Below are 18,241 nucleotides of genomic sequence, written 5' to 3' on the forward strand. Positions count from 1 at the left end.
ATGAATACTCTGACGCGAAGAAAATTTCTGGGCGGGGCGACGGCGGCAATGGCTTTGGCCGCGCGGGCTCGGGCCGAGGAAAAAGGGAGCGCCGACTCCGGTCTGGCGATCTTTCACACCACCGATTTGCATGGTCACATCTTGTCCACCGAATCCTATGAGGGCGAGAAGGACCTCGGGGGCCTCGCCCGCTGTGCCAGCCAAATCCGGGCTTGGCGCAAGCAGTCGCCCCATCACCTCCTCCTCGATATCGGTGATGTCTACCAAGGCACCCTCGTGAGCTGGCAGACCCGGGGCAAGCTCATGATCGATCTCTTCAACAAGCTCGGCTACGATGCCTGGGTCCTGGGCAACCACGAGTTTGACTGGGGGCCGGAAGTGGTGGAAGAAGCCCTCAATCGGTCCAACATGCCGGTGTTGGCTGCCAACGTGAAGCTGGATGGCAAGCTCGTCGGGGCCGAGCGCACGGAAGGACTTTTTCAAAAGCTGCGCCCTTGGATCATGCGCGAGGTGGCGGGCGAGAAGGTGGCCGTCATCGGCCTCATCACCCCGGGACTTCCCGCCTGGCTCCGGCCAGAGCTGCTGGGACCGCTCGAAGCCGTGGACCCCGCCCCGGTCTTGCAGCGTTGCGTGGCCGAGGTGAAAAGTGAGGGGGCTACCAAGATCATCGTCGCCGGGCACATGGGCTACCGCGAGCGCGGCGACGACTACGCCAATCCTCTGGCCCACACCCTGCGCGACTCGGGCGTGCAGGCCTACCTGGGAGGTCATTCCCACCGCCGCAACGAGCGCTTTCTCGTGGAAGGCGTGCCCTGCACCCAGGCCAGTTATCATGGTCTGGATTGTGGCCGGGTGCGCTTCATGGCGGATCTCGCCCGCATGGAGCTGGCCCGCATGGACGCGGCAGTGGCCTCCGATGAGGTGGTGCTCCAAGCCGCTCGGCCCTTTTTGGAAAAAGCGGAAGCGGAGACGGCCCGCGTGGTGGGCCAGGTGCCCGTTGCTCTCTCCGGAACGGCCGCCATCCGCGACTTTTTGGCGGAAGCTTTCCTCGCCGCCGCTTCCCGCAGCGGTGAAGAGGCGGAGGGCGTTTTTCACGGCACCTTTGGCACCAAAGAAATCGCCCGGGGTGACTTCACGGTGGCCGATGCCTGGCAGCATTTGCCTTACGAAAACCGCCTGGTCCTTGCCGAACTGACCAGCGAGGAGCTGGTGGCCGTGCTGCAGGAAGCGGAAGGGGATCGTTACTCCGACCGCGCGCTCTTTGGCCTACAGGTCATTCGCGATGCTGCCGGGAAGGTGGTGGCCGTGCGCGGCACTCCCCAGCGCGAGCGCTACCGGGTCATTTTCAACAGCTATGATGCTCAGTCCGGGGGACGCCGACTCACCACCCTGCGCGACATCTTGGCCCGGCCCGCGGCCCGCTCGCGATTGATTCCGCTGGACACGAGGGAGGCTTTGCTGGATTACGTAGCGGACCTTTAGCCCTTCATCATGAAAAAGGAGACCGACTACTATCTGTGCCCGGACTGCGGGGCGGAAGTCGCGGTCGGTTCTTCCGGGTGCCGGGCCTGCGGTCCCCGCAAAGTGGCCCAGTGCATGGGGCGCAAGAAGAAGCAGGCCCGCAAGAAACGCTCCTGGGAGCAGGACTCGGCCTCCGATGGCCTCGATTTGCCCGGGGACGATGATTTTGATTACGAGGACTACGTGGCGCGCGAGTTCGGCGGCAAGCCCCATCGCCGCGTCGGCCTGGCCTGGTATTGGTGGCTCACGGCGGTGTTGCTGTTGGTCTCGTTTTTCCTCTTGGTGTTCTCCTGAAGAGGAGTGAACCGTTTCTAACTTTTATAAAAATTCACCGATTAAAATTATCGATTCGCGGAGATGATCTGATTTAGTGATTTTGCTTCTGCGAAGCAAAATTATGAAAATTAGCACCATCTTACTTGCGATTCTATCTTTCGGTGTGGCCTCCGGCGGCGCCCAGGAGAAGAAACCGAATATTCTCGTCATCTGGGGGGATGATGTCGGGATGTGGAACATCAGCGCCTACCACCGGGGCATGATGTCCGGAGAAACCCCTCACATCGACCGTCTGGCCAAGGAGGGGAAACTCTTCATGGACCACTACGCCCACGCTTCCTGCACGGCCGGGCGCGCGGCTTTCCTCACCGGTCAATCACCCCTCCGCGTCGGCTTGGCCACGGTCGGTCTTCCCGGGGCGGAGCAGGGCTTGCAAAAAGAAGACCCCACCTTGGCGGAGATGCTCAAGCCCCTCGGCTACGCGACCGGTCAGTTTGGGAAAAATCACTTGGGCGACCGCGATGAGCACCTGCCCACTGCCCATGGCTTCGACGAGTTCTACGGCATCCTCTATCACCTGAATGCCGGGGAGTATGTGGAGCAGGAAGATTATCCCACCGAGGCCATCACCAAGGCCGGCTTCGGACAACGGGGCATTATCCACTCCTGGGCTCAACCCGATGGCAGCCAAAAAATCGAGGACTTGGGGAACTTTGGACGCGAGAGACAGCGCACCTTGGACCAAGAGGTTCTCGGCGAGTCCACCCGCTTCATCCGTGAAGCGGTGGAAGAGGAGAAACCCTTCTTCGTGTGGCACAACATGACCCGCATGCACTACCGCACCAACCTCAGCGAGGAATACGAGGGTGCGACCGGATTCGGAATCTACGCCGACGGCATGAAGGAGCTTGATGACGATGTGGGCGAGTTGCTGGACCTGCTCGATGAGCTGGGCATCGCGGACAACACCGTGGTCGTCTTTTCCACCGACAACGGAGCTGCTTCCAACTCCTGGCCCGATGGGGGAAACCATCCCTTCCGTGGCGAAAAAGGAGTGGGCGGCTACGAGGGTGGCTTCAAGGTCCCCTGCGTGGTGAAATGGCCCGGCGTGGTCGAACCCGGAACCACCACCGGCGAGCTCATGGCGATGGAAGACTGGGCTCCCACCATCATGGCGCAACTCGGGCAACCGGACCTCAAGGAAAAGCTCCTCACCGGGCACAAGCTCGGCGAACGCGAATACAAGGTTCACCTCGATGGCTACGACCAGACCCCCATCCTGACGGGGGAGGGCCCCAGCAACCGCAAAGAGTTCTTCTTCTTCTCGGAAACCACCTTCCATGGCGTGCGTTTCGGGGAATGGAAATTCCTCTTCACCGAGCAGGACAAGTGGTTCAATGGCGTGCAGAATCGCTTGGCCACCCCCCTCATCACCCGCTTGGACCTCGATCCTTTCGAGCGCTTCCACGAGGCGCGCGGATTCGACGAATGGCAGGAGAACCGTTCCTGGGCTCTCGCCCCCGCGATGGGCATCGTGGCGAAGTTCTTTGAGTCCTTCGAAGAATACCCTCCTCGCCAGGCGAGTATGGGCTTCGACACCAGCGAAGTGATGAAAAAGATGTCGGATTCGCATTCTCGCTAAGCTGTTTTCTTCCTTCCCAGTCCTTTTGACTTTTCGACAAAAGTCAAAAGGCAACGAAAAGGTCTGGCGGAGTTCCCCTTGAGCCAGGTTCCGCATGTTCTCCTTCAGGGGCACCCGTCAGGCCTTTCCTCCTTCTGCTTTCTTCCTTCTGTAGACCTTTTTATCTCCTATGAAACTTTCCTTCTTGTCGCCCTCTTCCCTCGCGACCCTTTTTCTCGGCCTCGCGCCGCTCTCTCTTTCCGCTGATGAAGCGAATTTGGCGAAAGAGCTCGCCAATCCAGTGAGCTCTCTCATTAGTGTTCCTCTTCAAAACAACCTCGATTTCGGCATCGGCCCGGGTGAGGGGCACCGTTACACCCTCAATCTCCAGCCCGTGATGCCGTTTGAGATCAACGAGGATTGGAATCTCATCTCGCGCACGATCTTCCCCCTGGTGGAGACGGAGGGAACCCAGGCTGATGGCTCGGGTGATGCCTTTGGATTGGGGGATACCGTGCAATCCTTTTTCCTGTCGCCCGAAAACAGCTCGCTGATTTGGGGCGCGGGGGCAGCCTTTCTTCTCCCAACCGCAACCGATGAAATCTTGGGCGGCGACCGCTGGGGGGCTGGGCCCACTGCGGTCGTGTTGAAGCAGGAGGGGCCTTGGTCGGTGGGGATGCTTGCCAACCACCTATGGGATCTGGGGGGCGACCATTCCCGCGACGAGGTCAATGCGACCTTTGTGCAACCCTTTGTCAACTACATCACCGAAAACAAAACCACCTATGCCTTGAACGTGGAAGCGACCTACGATTGGCATGGGGAAGAATGGACGATGCCGGTCAACATGATGGTGAGCCAGCTCTTCACGATCGGTGACCAGCCGGTGCAAGTTTTCGGTGGCTTCCGTTATTATCTGGATGCTCCCCAAGGCGGTCCCGAGTGGGGCCTTCGCTTTGGAATCACCTTCCTTTTCCCCGCGAATTAAGCGCTGCAAAGGGAGGCCCGCATTTGTCTGCAGAAAGTTTTCCCTTCAGCCCTCTCCTTTCCCCACCCTCACCGCGCTGTATTTGTAGCTTGGCTGGCGGGAGTGGGGATCGAAGCTGGCGTGGGTCAGTTGATTGACCTCGGGGTAGTGCATGGGGAGAAAGACCTGGCCCCGCTGCACGGTGGGCGCGTAGTAGGCCTGGGCCCGGATGGTGGCCCGGCGACTGGCGATGGTGACGGTCTCGCGGTCCGCGATGCCGAGCGCGCGCGCGTCTTCGGGATGAATCTCGAGGTAGCAATTCTTGGGGTAGAGCTTTTGGAGAATCTTCGATTTACTGGTCCGGCTCTGGGTGTGCCACTGGCTGCTGGTGCCGCGCCCGGTGAGGAGGATGAAGGGGAAGTCGGCGTCGGTGGGTTCGGCCAATGGGCTGGGATGGTCGTAGTGAAAGCGGGCCTTTCCACTATCTGTATAGTAGACGCCGTCTTCGAAGAGGCGACGTTCGCGAACGAGCGGACGACTCGGCGAGTCGTCCCTACCGGGGGATTTTCTCTCGGGGTAAGGCCACTGGATGCCGCCGGCTTCTTCGAGATGATCGTAATCGCCGATGCCGGTGATCTCGCAAGGCTGGTCGCGGGAGAGTTCTTTGATCGCTGCGAAGGCGGCGGCGGGGGTGGGGAACTTTTTGAGAAAATCGCAGCCGCCCCAGCGATCGGCAAGGGCCTGCACGATGCGGAAGTCGCTCAGCGCTTGTCCGGGGGCCTTTTTGACCTGCCGGATGACGCCCAGGCGGCGCTCGGAGTTGATGAGGATGCCGTCTTTTTCCCCCCAGCCGGCGGCGGGCAGATAGAGGTCGGCCATTTGGGCGGTCTCGGTGTTGTGATACATGTCCTGCACGACGAGGAAATCGAGTTTCTCGCGAATGCGGGCGAAGTTCTTTTGCGCGATCCAGGAGTGATTGGGATTGGTGGCAATGATCCAGAGGCCTTTGATTTCGCCCCGGTCAATGGCTTCGATAATCTGGTCGTAGGCGTAGCCGGGTTCGTGCTGAATCTGCTCCTCCGCAATGCCCACGATGCCCGCGACCTTGGCGCGGTGGGCGGGGTTGGCGAAATCGTGCCCCCCTAACAGATTGGTGGTGTTAGAAAAAAGGCGTGAACCCATGGCGTTGCATTGGCCGGTGATGGAATTGGCACCGGTGCCGGGTTTGCCGATATTGCCGGTCATCAGGCAGAGATTGATGATGGCCTGAGCGGTGCGGACGCCCTCGTAGCTCTGGTTCACCCCCATGGTCCACCACCAGGATACGCGTTTGCCGGGCTCGGAGACGAGGCGGGCGAGGGAGTTCAGCTCGCGCACGCTCAGGCCACATTCGGGGGCCACTTTTTCCGGCGGATAGGCGGAGAGGAAGGCGCGGAAGTCTGCGAAGCCTTCCGTGCGGGCGAGCGATTCCTGGTCGAGGCGGTCCTCCTGCACAATGAGGTGGGCGAGGCCGTAGAGCAGGAGGAGGTCGCTTTTGGGCTTCAGGGCGACATGGTGGGTGGCCACTTGCGCGGTCTCGGTGCGGCGGGGGTCAATGACCACGATGTCGGGCTGGCGCTGATTCTTCATCACCCGTTGCCACATGATGGGGTGGGCGATGGCGGGATTGGCCCCGATGAAGACCAGGGTGTCGGATTCCTCGAAATCGGCGTAGGTGTAGGGCGGAGCATCGAAGCCGAAGCTCTGCTTGTAAGCCACCACCGAGGTCGCCATGCACTGGCGGGTGTTGCCATCGCCGTGCTTCAGCCCCATCCCGAACTTGGTGAAGGAGCCGAGGAGAAAGAATTCTTCCAACGTGATTTGGCCGGTGGAGAGAAAGGCGACCGACTCCTTGCCATGCTCGTTCTGGATGGCCTGAAAGCGGTCGCAGAAGGTGTCCAGCGCCGTGCTCCAATCTACGGGGCGACCCTCTAACAAGGGCGTGGTGCCCCGGTCGTCGGCCGCGAGCACGGAGAGCGCTTCCCAGCCTTTGGGGCAGGCCATGCCGAGATTGACGGGGTAGTTGGCGCTTGGAGTGAGGTTGACCGCTTGTCCTTCCTTCAGGTGGACGCGCAGGCGGCACCCCGTGGAGCAGTAGCCGCAGACCGAGGTGGTGGTGGCATCGGGGGCCACGGTCTTGGGCACTTGCCCGAGACCGAATTTCCCGGGCTCGCGGACGAGTTCGGAGGTGAAGGAGCCGGTGCGGGCGTGGAGGGAGACGTGCTCGCGCAGCTTGTCGAGGAGCTTGTCGTCTTTGCGGGGAATAGTCATCGCGAGGGTCGGTTAGGCGGGCAGGAAGCCCGGCATTTTCAAGGGGCGCACCGCTTTGAAGTAGAGGGCACGTTCGGCGAGTTCGCTGAGGAGGAGCAGGGGAAAGGCGAGGGACGGGGAGAGGAGGAGGGCGAGGGCTCCCAGCCCGGCGGTGGCCAGGCGAAAGAGGGCGAGGGGGCGGAGTGGACCCGTGATGAGGCGGCGTTCGCGGCTGAGCTTGTCTTGGCGCAGTTGCAGGCCATCGAGGGTGACTTTTCCCGCCAGGATGAGAAGGGTGAGCCCGGTTGCTACGGGAGAAAGCGAAGTTGCGCTCCAGGCGGCGAACAAGGCCACGGTGCCAAAGAAGCGGGGAAAAGTGAACTCGGCCTGCCAGAGCGTGCGGGGGGTGGTCTCGTAAATCTTGGCACTGGTGAAGACCGCTCCCAGGGCGGTGACCGCCGAGAGGGCGAAGAAGGCGGGGTGGTTGATGAGTCCGGGCAGAAAGGCGAGAAAGGCGGGGAGCGCGAAGGGAAGGTGATTGAGGAGGGGCGCGGTGAGGAAGCCGCCTAGAATGGTGAAGGCGAGGAGCTCGCGCGAGAGCCAGCTGGTGCGCAGACCGAGGAAGAAGCGCCAGGCCTTGAGCGGTTGCCCGAGGTGCAGGGTGGCAGCGATGAGCCCGGTGGAGAAGAGCCCGAGGGAAAGGACGGTGGAGAGGAGCGGGATGGACGCAGGGGGGACGCCTCCGCTCCTGGAGCCCAGGAAAAGGCCCACGGCGGCCTGGGTGAAAACGAGCATGAGCACGAGGGGCCAGTGGGCGTGCTCGGGAGTGAGGTTGTCCTCATCGGCGGCCACCGCGGTGGTGGGCACCTCGCGCCCGGTGTAGCGGGTGGTGGGCAGGGTGATTTGCGGGCTGGGTGCTCCCGGGAGAAAGCCCAAGCCGCGTTGGCCGAGCTTGTCCTTCTCCTTGCGCTCCACCTTGACGATGCGGATGGCCTCGGTGGGACAGGCTTGCACGCAAGCGGGCGCCTCCCCCTCCGCGAGACGGTCGTGGCACATGTCGCACTTGCGCACGATGCCGCGCTTCTTGGAGAACTTGGGCACGTCGAAGGGGCATTTGAAAATGCAGTAGGAGCAGCCGATGCACTGGTCGTCGAGGTGACGGACAATGCCGTTTTCAGGTGATTTCTCGTAGGCCTGCACGGGACAGCCGTTGAGGCATTCGGGGTCGCCGCAATGGTGGCAGGCGCTGGTGATGGTCTGCTGCCAGCCCGGCTTCTCTTCCCCGCCGAGAAGGAGGCCGACATCGCGCCAGCTTTCCTCTTCATCGAGGCCGTTCTGACTGTGGCAGGCGGCCACGCAGGCCTTGCAGGAGGTGCACTTGTCCAGGGCAACCTCGAAGGCGTATTGCTCGCCCGCGTCCGGCTTGCTCAGGGGGATGAGGCGCCGATAGTGCCCCGCGAGGTCGGGCTCGCGATCGTGGCGATCGGCGAACTCGGCCACCGGGGTGACGAGGCGCTGCTGATCGGCGAGGAGGTCGTCGATGAGGGTGCGTTCGGGAGCAAGGGCGGACACGGCAAGAGGGGGCGAAGGTTTCTCAGGCGGGGCAAAGAGCGCTGGTGACCGCTTCCTGCCACTGGGCGAAGGGCTCGTCGTAGTCGACATCACTCTCGATGCAGGGGCACAGGCGGGTGGCCCCGAGCTTGGCCAGAAATTGGTCGAGGTCCTTGGCGCATTGGTTGAAGTCGGGATACTCCGAGTCCCCGAGGCCGAGGACGGCGTAGTTCACCCCGGCCAGCTTGGGAGCGGCCTCGCTCTGGAGCAGCTCATGCAATTCGGCGGCATTGTCCGGGGGTTCGCCATCGCCGTAGGTGGAGGTGATGATGAGGAGGTTTTCGCAGGCGGCGAGTTGTTCGCCATCGGCCTCCGCCATGTCGGTGACGGTGACCTGGTGGCCTTGGGCTGTCAGGTTCTTGGCGGCTTTCTTGGCCAAGCCTTCGCTGTTACCGGTCTGCGAACCCCACAAAATAGTGAGAGGCACGCCGGTGGCCGCTGCGGATTCGCTGGCGGGGGGGCTGGTCTCGGCGCCGCCAGTGGCGAGAAAGCGGGCAGCGAGATAGCCATTGAGCCAACCGATTTGTTCGGGGCTGAAGGGAGCGTTCGAGGGGAGCATGAGGTGAAGAAGGTTTCGAGTTAATTGTTTATTAAGAAAAGATAGTGAACCGTTTATCGGCGTTTTCCTCGATCAGGCGGCGAGCTTGCTCTGCCCTTCCTCCATCAGGGCCTTGATTTCTTCAATCTCAAGGCGTCGTGTGAATTGGGCGAAGGTCTCGCGATCCACCCGGTGGGCGAGGTAGGTCTTCAGGAGATTTTCCAGGAGAGCGGGAATCTCGGCGTAAGGGACGGCCTTGAAGGCCTCGCGGGCCACGAACTGGTCGTCGTCCACGCCCCCGCCGAGGACGATGTTGTAACCCTCCACCTTTTCGCCGGAGGGGAGCTTGACCTTCACCCCCATCATCCCGATGTCGCCGATGTAGTGCTGCGCGCAGGAGTGATTGCAGCCGGTGAGGTGGATGTTGATGGGCTGGTCGAGGTCGACTTTGCTTTCGAGAATCTGGGCCAGCTCGACGGCGTTGCCCTTGGTGTTGGCGGCGGCGTATTTGCAGCCGGTGTTGCCGGTGCAGGCCACCAGACCGCCGGAGATGGAGGTCGAGCGATAGTGGCACCCGGCGGCCACCACGGCGGCCTTCGCGGCCTCGAGGTCTTCGTCCGCGATGTCGGGGATGATGAGATTTTGCCAGACCGTCAGGCGGATGTCGCCACTGCCGTATTGATCGGCGATGTCGCAAATCTTATCGACCAAATCGACGGGGGTGCGGCCGACCGGGATGACGATGCCGAGGTAATTTTTGCCGTCCTTCTGGCGGTAGGCTCCAAGGTGACCGTGCTTCACCTTGGGGCGGGGGACCTCGCAGGTTTCCAAGGGCAGGTGGCGCATGGGGAAGGTGAGCTTTTTGCTGGTTTCTTCGAGCAGCTTGGGAATGCCCCACTGGTCGACGAGGTATTTGAGACGCGCTTTCTTGCGATTGGTGCGGTCGCCATTTTCAATGAAGACGCGCAGAATGGCGGCTGCGACCGGGATGGTCTCCTCGGCGGTGAGGAGGATGCCGGAATCGGTGGCAAATTGCTTGTGGCCGGTGATGCCGCAGAGCTGCATGCGGAAGTAGACGCCCGGGGCGAGGCCGTCGGTTTCTTCCTTCAAAGTGACGGCGTAGAAGGCGATGTCGTTGGTGTCGGCACAGACCGAGACCGCGCCGCCGGAGTCGAAGGAGATGTTGAACTTGCGAGGCAAGCCGTAGAGGTCGCGGTTGTTGAGAATGTAGTGGTGCATGGCCCGGGCGAGCGGCAGCACGTCGATGAGCTCGTCTTTGTCAAAACCGGTGGTGGGACTAGCGGTCACGTTGCGCACATTGTCCGCGCCCGAGCCCTTGGAGGTCAGGCCGAGGTCGACGAGCTTGTCCAGGGTGGCGGGCAAGTCCTTGGGCATGAGCTGGCGCACCTGAATGTTGCCCCGCGTGGTGATGTCGCAGTAGCCGCCGCCCCAATCGCGCGCGATTTCGGCCAGGCCGCGGAATTGGTAGCTCTTCAATTGGCAGCCCGGCACGCGCGCCCGCAACATGTAGGCCTCCTGCGCGGGGGTGACGTAGAACATGCCGTAGTATTTGAAGCGGAAGAGATCGTCGCCTTCCACGAACTTGTTCTCGCGGGCGAGATGGCGGATGGTGCCGTAGCAATCGAGGCCGTTCTTTTCATACTTGATGCGCTCTTCCTTGCTCAGCTCGTCGATGGGCGTGCCGTAAACGGTCTCCTCGGCCTGGGGAACGGCTTGGGAGGGATCGTGGGTGAATTGACCGGCCGCGTTTTGCCCGAGGAAGGGCAGGCCGGCGGCTTGCAGTTGCTTGAGCCCTTCCATGAATCCGGAAAGGTAGCCAGTTTGTTCGGGAGTGAATGCGCTCATGGTTGGAGAGATTGAAATGGTTCAACCTTTCATCAGCCATTCCCGCGCCAAGCCCCTCATTTTGTGTTCGATTTGCCATGAATCAGCCTCATGTCGCTCATTGAGCCCATCATCAGGTGTTCAGGGAGCCCCGGCGTCCCACCGGGCTTGAGTGTTATTGAACCGGCGGGACGCCAGTGCTCCCTGACTAATGGAGGAGAGCCAGCAGAAGAGCCCCTGCCAGGAGGGCGGAAGTGAGCTTCCAGAAAAGAAGGGGATTGCGTTCGATGAAGGGTAAGTCTTCGCGCGCGAGGAGGGTGTAGTCGGGTTGGCGCAGATTGGCGAGGAACTCGGACATCGACTCCTGCCGGGCCTCGGCCGTGGGCGAGAGGGCTTTCCGCAGGGCGGCATCGAACCAGAGGGGGACCATGGGATTGTGCCGGGTCGCGCTCTGGTAGGGCAGCTTGATGAAGTCGCGGAGAGCCTGGGCGTTTTCCCAGTTTTTCCCAAAAGGGTGCTGGCCGCGGGTGACGAGAAAGTAGGTGATGGCGGCGATGGAAAAGAGGTCCGAGCGGGTGCCGGGGCGGGCTCCGTAGCGGTATTCCGGCGCCGAAAAGTCGACCGTTCCCAGCGCGGAGTGGCGCTCGAAGGGGCTCGCGATCTCGCTGATGCCGGCGATGCGGCAGGAGCCGTAGTCGATGATTTTGACCACCGGGCCGGGCAGGACAATGACGTTGTCGGGTTTGAGGTCCTGGTGCAGGGTGTCGCGGCGGTGGAGGGCGCGGGTGCCGCTGATCAGTTGGCTGACGATGGGGACGATATCGGCCAGCTGGGCCTTGGGATTGGCCTCGATCCAACGGGTCAGGGTCATGCCGGGAAGGTGCTCCAGCAGATAGTAGCAGCGGGTGCGGACTTGGCTGGGCGGGATGACGCGCACGAGGTTTTCGTGCCGGGTGCGCAGGCCAATCCATTCTTCGAGGGCAAAGCGCTCGAGATAGGAGGGGTCGTCGCGGAAGGTGATGGAGGGGGTCTTCATCACCAGCTCGCGCCCGCTTGCGATTTCCTTCACCAGATAGAGCTGGGTGTTTTTGCTGGCCACCAGCAGGCGTTGGACGCGGTAGCCATCGAGTTCCTCGCCGGGCTCGAGGTCGGGGGGAAAGGGGAGCTGGGAGAGGCGGCGAAAGACCTCGTCTTTGTCGCGATCGGGAAGCTGGTCGATGGCGACGACGAGACAGGACCGGTTGTCTGGACTGTCCTGGGCCGCGGCCACCAGGGCCTCGCAGGCGGCCTGGGGATCGGCGTTCTTGTCTAACAGTTCGCGGATCTCTCCCGGGGCAAGCTCTTCATGAATGCCGTCGGTGCTCAGGAGGAAGCGGTCGCCTTCTTCTAGCGAAAAGGAGCGGTAGTCGATCTGGGGGTTCTCGTCCAGGCCCAGCGCGCGGGTGAGGTGAAACCCGCCGGTGCCATTGGCGGTGGCATGGTCGCGGGTCAGTTGTTCGAGTTGGCCCTTGCGCAGGCGATAGAGGCGGGAGTCGCCGAGATGGAAAAAGTGGCCGGTGTGGCTCTTGAGAATGAGGGCGGTGAAGGTGCAGAGGCAGCCCTTCTCCGCGCTGGCGTGGGCGAGGCCTTGCGAGAAAAGCCAGCGGTTGAGGGCCCCCAGCACGCGCTGCCCGGCGGTCTTGACCTCCCAGGGCTCGGGGGTCTCGTAGTAGTCATTGAGGAAGCCCAGCACGGCCGCTTCGCTGGCCTCCTTGGCGGCATGGGCGGCGCTGACGCCATCGGCGATGACGGCCGCAATGCCCTTGGTGGCGAGGCGGGCATCCTTGGGGTGACGCAGGCCGAGGCAGTCCTCGTTGCGATCTTTGGGCCCGGTTTCGCTCGCTTGGCCATGGCGGATAGAAATGTCCCCGCGCAGGTGCACGGGGACATTCTGACTCAACTCAGGCACGAAACAAAGGGTTGCTTTGGAGAACCGCAGATGGACGCGGATGAGCGCGGATTGAGGAAGGCTTTGTTCACTTTAGATTTGGAGAGGATTTTTTGTCGCAGAGCCGCAGAGCCGCGGAGATTCACAGAGGAAGCTTTGGTGAACCGCAGATGGACGCGGATGAACGCGGATTGACGAAGACTTTGTTTGATTTTGGACCAGGGTGGATAGGATTTTGCTTTTCTAAAAAGCTCTCTTCTTCGCGTCTTTGAGTCTTAGCGGTTCAAAATTGGCAAAAGCATTGGTCTCTGCGATATCTCCTTTCCTCGGCGGCTCTGCGGTTGCGCGAACCACCTTAGGCCACTTCAATCAGCTCCACGGTGCCGTCTTCGTTCACTTCCGAGACATGGCCTTTGGGTTCGGCCAGGAAGTAAGAAGCGAAGAAGCCCATCACGGAGGAGGCGGCGATGATGTTGAAGAAGGTGGAGGCGTCGACGAAGGAGTAGATGGTGAGAAAGGTCACCGCGCCCACGTTGCCGTAAGCCCCCGCCATGCCCGCGATTTGCCCGGTCATGCGACGCTGGATGAGCGGCACCATGGCGAAGACCGAGCCCTCGCCAGCTTGCACGAAGAAGGAGCAGCACATGGTGGCCAGCACGGCGAGGGCGATGGGCCAGCCGCTATTGACTTGTCCCAGGGTGAGGTAACCGACCGCGAGTCCACCCAGCAAAATGAGCATGGTGCGGCGACGGCCGAACTTGTCACTGAGCCAGCCTCCCCCCGGACGAGCCACGAGGTTCATGAAGGCAAAGCCGGAGGCCAGGAGGGCGGCTTGCGTCATGGGCAGGCCAAAGGTGTCGGCAAAAAAGCCCGGGAGCATGGAAACCACTGCCAGCTCGGAGCCGAAGGTGATGAAGTAGTTCACGTCCAGGATGGCCACTTGCTTGAAAGAGTAGCGCTGGTATTCGGGCACGCTGCCGGTCTTGAGCATCTCCTTGTTGACCTTCACAATCTGCGAAGTTTGGAAGGCGAAGAGGGCGACCAGCACGAGGTAGATGACGATGACCGCGCTCTGCGGCAGAAGGTTGACTCCCGAGGGGGAGAGTTTCCAGGCCAGGAGGGCGAGGGCCGCATACATGGGCACGTTCATGGCGAGGAGGAAGTAGAAATCGCGCTTGTTGGAGACCTCCAGCCCGCCGGACTTCTTGGGCTTGAAGTAGGTTGAGCCCTTGGGGGTATTCCGCACCGAGCGGTAGAAGAGAATGCCGTAGAGGAAGGCCACTGCTGAGATACTAAACAAGGCGTAGCGCCAGCCGTTCTCGCCCCCGAAGGTCAAGGCCAGGGTGGGGAGGAGCATGGCGGCGGCGGCGGAGCCAAAGTTACCCCATCCGCCGTAGATCCCTTCCGCAAGGCCTACTTGCTTGGCCGGGAACCATTCGCCCACCATGCGGATGCCGATCACGAAGCCCGCGCCCACAAAGCCCATCAGGAAGCGGGTCAGGGTGAGCATTTCGTAGCTGTTGGAGAGGGCGAAGAGGCTGCAGAGCACTCCGCCGGTCATCAGCATGATGCTGTAGGTCAGGCGCGGTCCCAGCTTGTCGACGAGGATGCCGACGAGGATGCGGGCCGGGATGGTGAGGGCCACATTGAGGATGAGGAGGGCCTTCCACTGGGCAGTGGTCAGGTTGAAGGTCTCGCTGATGACGTCGCGCATGGGAGCGTGGCTGAACCACAGCACGAAGGTCAGGAAGAAGGCGAACCAGGTGAAGTGCAGGGTGCGCACGGCGGCACTTCCCCAGTTGAGCATGTTGAGCTTTTCAGCTTGGTGAGATGAATTCATGGAATGGCAGTTTGGATTCACCTTTAGTCAGCCGGAGCCGTGCCAGTGCGCCGCGGGGCGGCTTCATCCCGGGGATGAATGAAATTGATGAAGCCTCTTGATCACCCCAGCGAAGCCAAGGCTTGGTCATGGCGCTGGGGTTGGAAGAGCTCATCGGGAGCCAGCTCTTGCCCTTTTTTCAGAAGTCCGGAATGGCGGAGGGCTTCTCGGAGCCAGGAGGCGGTCTCGCTGCCCGGGGAATTGATGCCCGGAGAGTGGAAAAGATGAAAGTCGGGCACGGTTTGCCCGGGGTGGGGGTCACTGGCGGGGAGACGCCCTGACAAGCTGTAGGGCAGAGCGTGGGCCACCTTTTCCAAGCCGGGCTCGCACGCAAGGAGGTCGACGATCTCCGCGTGATGGGCCTCTTCCTGGCAAAAGCGGCAGGCTTCCAGCAGCGCGGCGGTGAGGGCTTCGATCCGGGAGGGTTGTTGCTCGGCAAGCGCCCCGCTCACTGCCAGCACCTTCTCGGGATGGCCGCGGGCGAGGTCCAGAGAGGTCGCCGCCACCCAGCCCGTGCCCTCCAGCAGGGCCGCGGAGTTCCAGGGCTCGCCCACGCAGAAGCCATCGATATGTTCGTGGGCCAGATTGCGCCCCATCAGCTCCGGGGGGAGGGTGATGAGGTTGAGGGCGGGGTGGCCGAGAACCTGATTTTTCTGCAGCCAGAGCCGGAGCAGCTCATGGTGCGAAGAGCAGGGATGCACGGTGGCGAGGGTCAGCGGTTTGTCGCGGCGGTGGTTGTCCTCCAAGTATTTAAGGAGGCCTTTTTTTTGCGAGAAAATGTCAGCGGGAATGCGCTGGGAGAGGGTGATGGCATTGCCGTTGGCGCTCAGCACGAGGGGGACGACCATGGGGCGGGCCAGGGTGCCGATGCCATGGTGGATGGCGATGGCAAGGGGACCCAGGCAGTGGGCGGCATCGAGCTCGTCATGGACCAGCTTGTCTCGCACGGTGGCCCAACCGGGCTCCTGGCTGGTGAGAACGGCCAGACCGTGTTTCTCGAAAAGACCTTTCTCCCGCGCCACCACGATGGGCGCGCAGTCGATGAGCGGCACATAGCCCAAGCGGAGGGCGCGGTCGGTGGTGGGGCGTTTTTCGGGGTCGGCAGCGGTCACGGGTCGTTTCTGCAAGCCGTTCCCGTGCCAAGGCAAGCACTCTGGCACGGGGGATGCTGTCTTCAGTCCCCCCAGAAAGGATGAAAGCCATTCATGATTCGTGAACTTCCCGACCTCAGACAGGTGCGAGCCTTTGTGGCCCTCGCGGACACCGAGAGCTTCACTCGTGCGGCCGAACAGCTCTTTCTCACCCAGTCCGCCGTCAGCCATTCCATTCGCAGCTTGGAGGCCCTGCTGGAGGTGAGCTTGGTGGAGCGCTCGGGCAAGCGCATCGCGCTCACCCAGGATGGGGTCGTTTTTTTGCGCCGTTGCCGCTCCGTGCTTCATGAGCTGGAGATGGCGGGTAAGGAGATCGAGGCCCTCAAGCGCTGGGGGCAGGGTCGTATCCGCCTCGGCGCCACCCACACCCTCTGCCAATATCTTTTGCCCACCGTCCTGCGGGAGTTCCGCGATTGCTTCCCGCGTTGCGAAATCCACATCGAGTCCGGTGATACCAGCGCCCTCCTCGGCAAGCTGGAGCAAGCGCAGCTCGACCTCGTTCTCGGCCTCGGGGGACGCACCCCCGGCTGGGCCCGCTTTTTACCCGTATTCGAGGACGAGCTCGTCTTTGTGGTCTCTGCCCAGCACCCTTGGGCGGAAAAGGAAGAAGTGCCCCTCGACGAGGTCGCGGAAGAGTCCTTCCTCGTCTACGCCAAGAATAGTGAGACCCACCGCCTCATCCGGCATCACTTCGACAGCCTGGGGGTCAAGCTGCGCGCCACCCTCAATCTCGGGGCCATGGAGGCCATCAAGGAAATGGCCCGCATTGGCATCGGGGTCGGCATCGTCTCGCCCTGGGTGGCCCGCGAGGAGTTGGAAAAAGGCCAGCTCGTGCAAGTGCCCATTCGCAAGGAGCCTCTCGTGCGCGAGTGGGGAGCCTTTTGCCACGAAACAAAAAGCCTCTCCCTGGTGGAAGAGACCTTCATGGGCATCTGCGAACTCACCGCCCGCAGCTTCCGCACGCGGGGGGAGTAGGGTCAGATTGTGAGTTGAGGCTCCTCAATACCGATACCCCACGCTGACGGTCACCTGCCGGATGTCCGGGTAATTCCCGCTCTCGTCGGCCAGGAAGTAGGAAGCGGTGGCCATCGCGCTCAGGGAGTCGGTGAATTGTTTCACGAAAACGGCATCGGCTTCATAACCGTAACTACTATCCAAGCCGTCATTGGCATAGTAGTGGAGAAAGCCCTTGAAGGTCACCCCGCCGGGAAGGCCCGGCTGCACATAGCCGAGGTAAAAGTCGCTCAGGCCCTCATAGTCTCCGCCCGGGCCATTGCGCAAGCCGATGCGGTCCAGCACGAAGGCGTCCGCGAAGCCGTTGTAGGCGTGGACGGTGGCGAAGGGGGTCTTGAAGTCGTCCTCGAGGTATTCCCAACCCGCGCTCAGGGAGGCCGAGCCGACCTTGTGGGTGTAGCTGAGGTGACCGTAGAAGGCCTCGTAATCACCGCCGATGGCACTGTCTCCCTCTTGAAAAGCCACTTCCGCGTGCAGCCCCTGCCAGTCGGTGAAGAGCCCGTAGGTGTTGCTCAGTCCGACGTTGGCATTGTTGTCCACATCGATGAGGTAGGCGTATCCCCCCACCGTGCCGAAGTCGGCCTGATAGCTCCCATCGACGAAATGGAATTCCCCTTCGAAGTCATGCAGAGGCGGTCCGGGAGGGGCGTCGTTGGCATCATGGCCAAAGATGCGCTGCACGCGGTTGGAAAAGACATACTGGAGGGCAAAGCCGTCGCGCTCATACCCGGCCTGGATGGCATCGAAGGTCTGCTCGTTTTGGCGCCAGCCCACATTGCCAATGAAGGCGGCCTTGTTGCGAATGAGGCGCTGGCGGCCGACCTTGAGCAGGTAGTTCTCGTCCTCATACTGCACCCAAGCCTGGTTCAGTTCGGCATTCTGGGGATCCCCAATGACGGTATTCCCCTCAACATAGGGATAGGTGGTGTCGCTGCCGGTGGGATTGCTTCGGTAGTCGTTGGCGAGGGCTCCCGTGAATTCTCCCTCCGCAAAGGCACTGAAGCCGCCGAAGTCGCCCAGCAGCAGACCGACCCGGGCCCGGGCGGTGAGGGCATTGGAGGCGTCGAGACCGCTCTGGTCGCGGAACTCGTAACGGGTCTGGAAGTCCACCGAAGGAGTGAGCCACTGGAAGGCATCGGGGGCCTCGGTTCTTGCGGCTGGGGGAGCCACGGCTTCCGGTTCACCCGCCCACGCGGCGGGAAGAAGCAAGGCCGAGAGCGCCGGAACGAGCACCGGAGAGGGGAGTGAGAAAGAAGAGAATTTCATCATAAGAGTGAGACCGTAGAGCGTTCCCGATGCCAATTTTCACTTGGGAAAGCTCTTCCCGGCCCCATTCGAAGGAGGGTTGACCATGACTCCCGTTCATGCTGGCGGGAGGAGCGCGTGGGCGTCTTATTTGTGTTTCCACAAATCTCCCTCACCCCAGCGGCGAGAGAGACTTTGATTTTGACCAACTCGCCGCACAACAGCTCTCTCATGTTGCGAATTCTCTAATAGTCCCGGCGGGGAGATGCAGCCCATAGTCACCGATGTTTGAGGTCGCGCTGAATTTGCGGGCAAAGAAGCAGCCGCTTTCCGCGATGCGGGCCGCCGTGGCGGGGA

At 61.9% G+C, this 18,241-nt stretch carries 13 protein-coding genes; 5 read left to right on the plus strand and 8 right to left on the minus strand.

All coding sequences use genetic code 11. The features are described 5' to 3' along the window. From JIN78_RS04555 to JIN78_RS04570, 4 genes are all read left to right on the plus strand, one after another. Positions 1–1,482: a bifunctional metallophosphatase/5'-nucleotidase gene (locus JIN78_RS04555; protein ID WP_200390756.1), complete on the plus strand. Its 1,482-nt coding sequence runs from the start codon at positions 1–3 to the stop codon at positions 1,480–1,482. A gap of 9 nt (positions 1,483–1,491) precedes the next feature. Next, positions 1,492–1,815: a hypothetical protein gene (locus JIN78_RS04560; protein ID WP_200390757.1), complete on the plus strand. Its 324-nt coding sequence runs from the start codon at positions 1,492–1,494 to the stop codon at positions 1,813–1,815. 103 nt (positions 1,816–1,918) lie between these two features. Then, complete coding sequence (locus JIN78_RS04565) at positions 1,919–3,439, plus strand: sulfatase-like hydrolase/transferase (protein WP_200390758.1); 1,521 nt, start codon at positions 1,919–1,921, stop codon at positions 3,437–3,439. A gap of 169 nt (positions 3,440–3,608) precedes the next feature. Beyond that, positions 3,609–4,406, plus strand: a complete 798-nt coding sequence (locus JIN78_RS04570; RefSeq protein WP_200390759.1) for a transporter family protein — start codon at positions 3,609–3,611, stop codon at positions 4,404–4,406. A 45-nt stretch (positions 4,407–4,451) separates the two neighbouring features. On the opposite strand, the gene JIN78_RS04575 is transcribed toward JIN78_RS04570, so the two are convergent. The 7 genes from JIN78_RS04575 to JIN78_RS04605 form a co-directional block, all read right to left on the minus strand. Then, the gene (locus tag JIN78_RS04575; RefSeq protein ID WP_200390760.1) at positions 4,452–6,695 is read right to left on the minus strand and encodes a molybdopterin oxidoreductase family protein; all 2,244 of its coding nucleotides are present in this window, start codon (positions 6,693–6,695) and stop codon (positions 4,452–4,454) included. 12 nt (positions 6,696–6,707) lie between these two features. After that, the gene (locus JIN78_RS04580) at positions 6,708–8,246 is read right to left on the minus strand and encodes a DmsC/YnfH family molybdoenzyme membrane anchor subunit (RefSeq protein ID WP_200390761.1); all 1,539 of its coding nucleotides are present in this window, start codon (positions 8,244–8,246) and stop codon (positions 6,708–6,710) included. Positions 8,247–8,268: 22 nt separating this feature from the next. Next, positions 8,269–8,844 carry a flavodoxin domain-containing protein gene (locus JIN78_RS04585; RefSeq protein WP_200390762.1) on the minus strand — a complete coding sequence of 192 codons (576 nt, stop codon included), beginning with the start codon at positions 8,842–8,844 and terminating at the stop codon, positions 8,269–8,271. 72 nt (positions 8,845–8,916) lie between these two features. Then, on the minus strand, positions 8,917–10,689 hold the full coding sequence (locus JIN78_RS04590; RefSeq protein ID WP_200390763.1) for a NirA family protein: 1,773 nt from the start codon (positions 10,687–10,689) through the stop codon (positions 8,917–8,919). Between the two features lie 187 nt (positions 10,690–10,876). After that, the gene (locus JIN78_RS04595; protein WP_200390764.1) at positions 10,877–12,616 is read right to left on the minus strand and encodes a bifunctional protein-serine/threonine kinase/phosphatase; all 1,740 of its coding nucleotides are present in this window, start codon (positions 12,614–12,616) and stop codon (positions 10,877–10,879) included. A 334-nt stretch (positions 12,617–12,950) separates the two neighbouring features. Next, positions 12,951–14,435, minus strand: a complete 1,485-nt coding sequence (locus tag JIN78_RS04600; protein ID WP_200390765.1) for a NarK family nitrate/nitrite MFS transporter — start codon at positions 14,433–14,435, stop codon at positions 12,951–12,953. Positions 14,436–14,536: 101 nt separating this feature from the next. Continuing rightward, on the minus strand, positions 14,537–15,586 hold the full coding sequence (locus JIN78_RS04605) for a CmpA/NrtA family ABC transporter substrate-binding protein (protein WP_200390766.1): 1,050 nt from the start codon (positions 15,584–15,586) through the stop codon (positions 14,537–14,539). Between the two features lie 93 nt (positions 15,587–15,679). Between JIN78_RS04605 and JIN78_RS04610 the strand changes: the two genes are divergently transcribed. Further along, positions 15,680–16,600 carry a LysR family transcriptional regulator gene (locus JIN78_RS04610; RefSeq protein ID WP_200390767.1) on the plus strand — a complete coding sequence of 307 codons (921 nt, stop codon included), beginning with the start codon at positions 15,680–15,682 and terminating at the stop codon, positions 16,598–16,600. Positions 16,601–16,624: 24 nt separating this feature from the next. Here the strand turns inward: JIN78_RS04610 and JIN78_RS04615 are convergent, their stop codons facing one another. Next, positions 16,625–17,905 carry an alginate export family protein gene (locus tag JIN78_RS04615; protein WP_200390768.1) on the minus strand — a complete coding sequence of 427 codons (1,281 nt, stop codon included), beginning with the start codon at positions 17,903–17,905 and terminating at the stop codon, positions 16,625–16,627. Positions 17,906–18,241 lie beyond the last annotated feature (336 nt).

The sequence above is a fragment of the Roseibacillus ishigakijimensis genome (assembly GCF_016595415.1).
GTDB classification, from domain to species: domain Bacteria; phylum Verrucomicrobiota; class Verrucomicrobiia; order Verrucomicrobiales; family Akkermansiaceae; genus Roseibacillus; species Roseibacillus ishigakijimensis.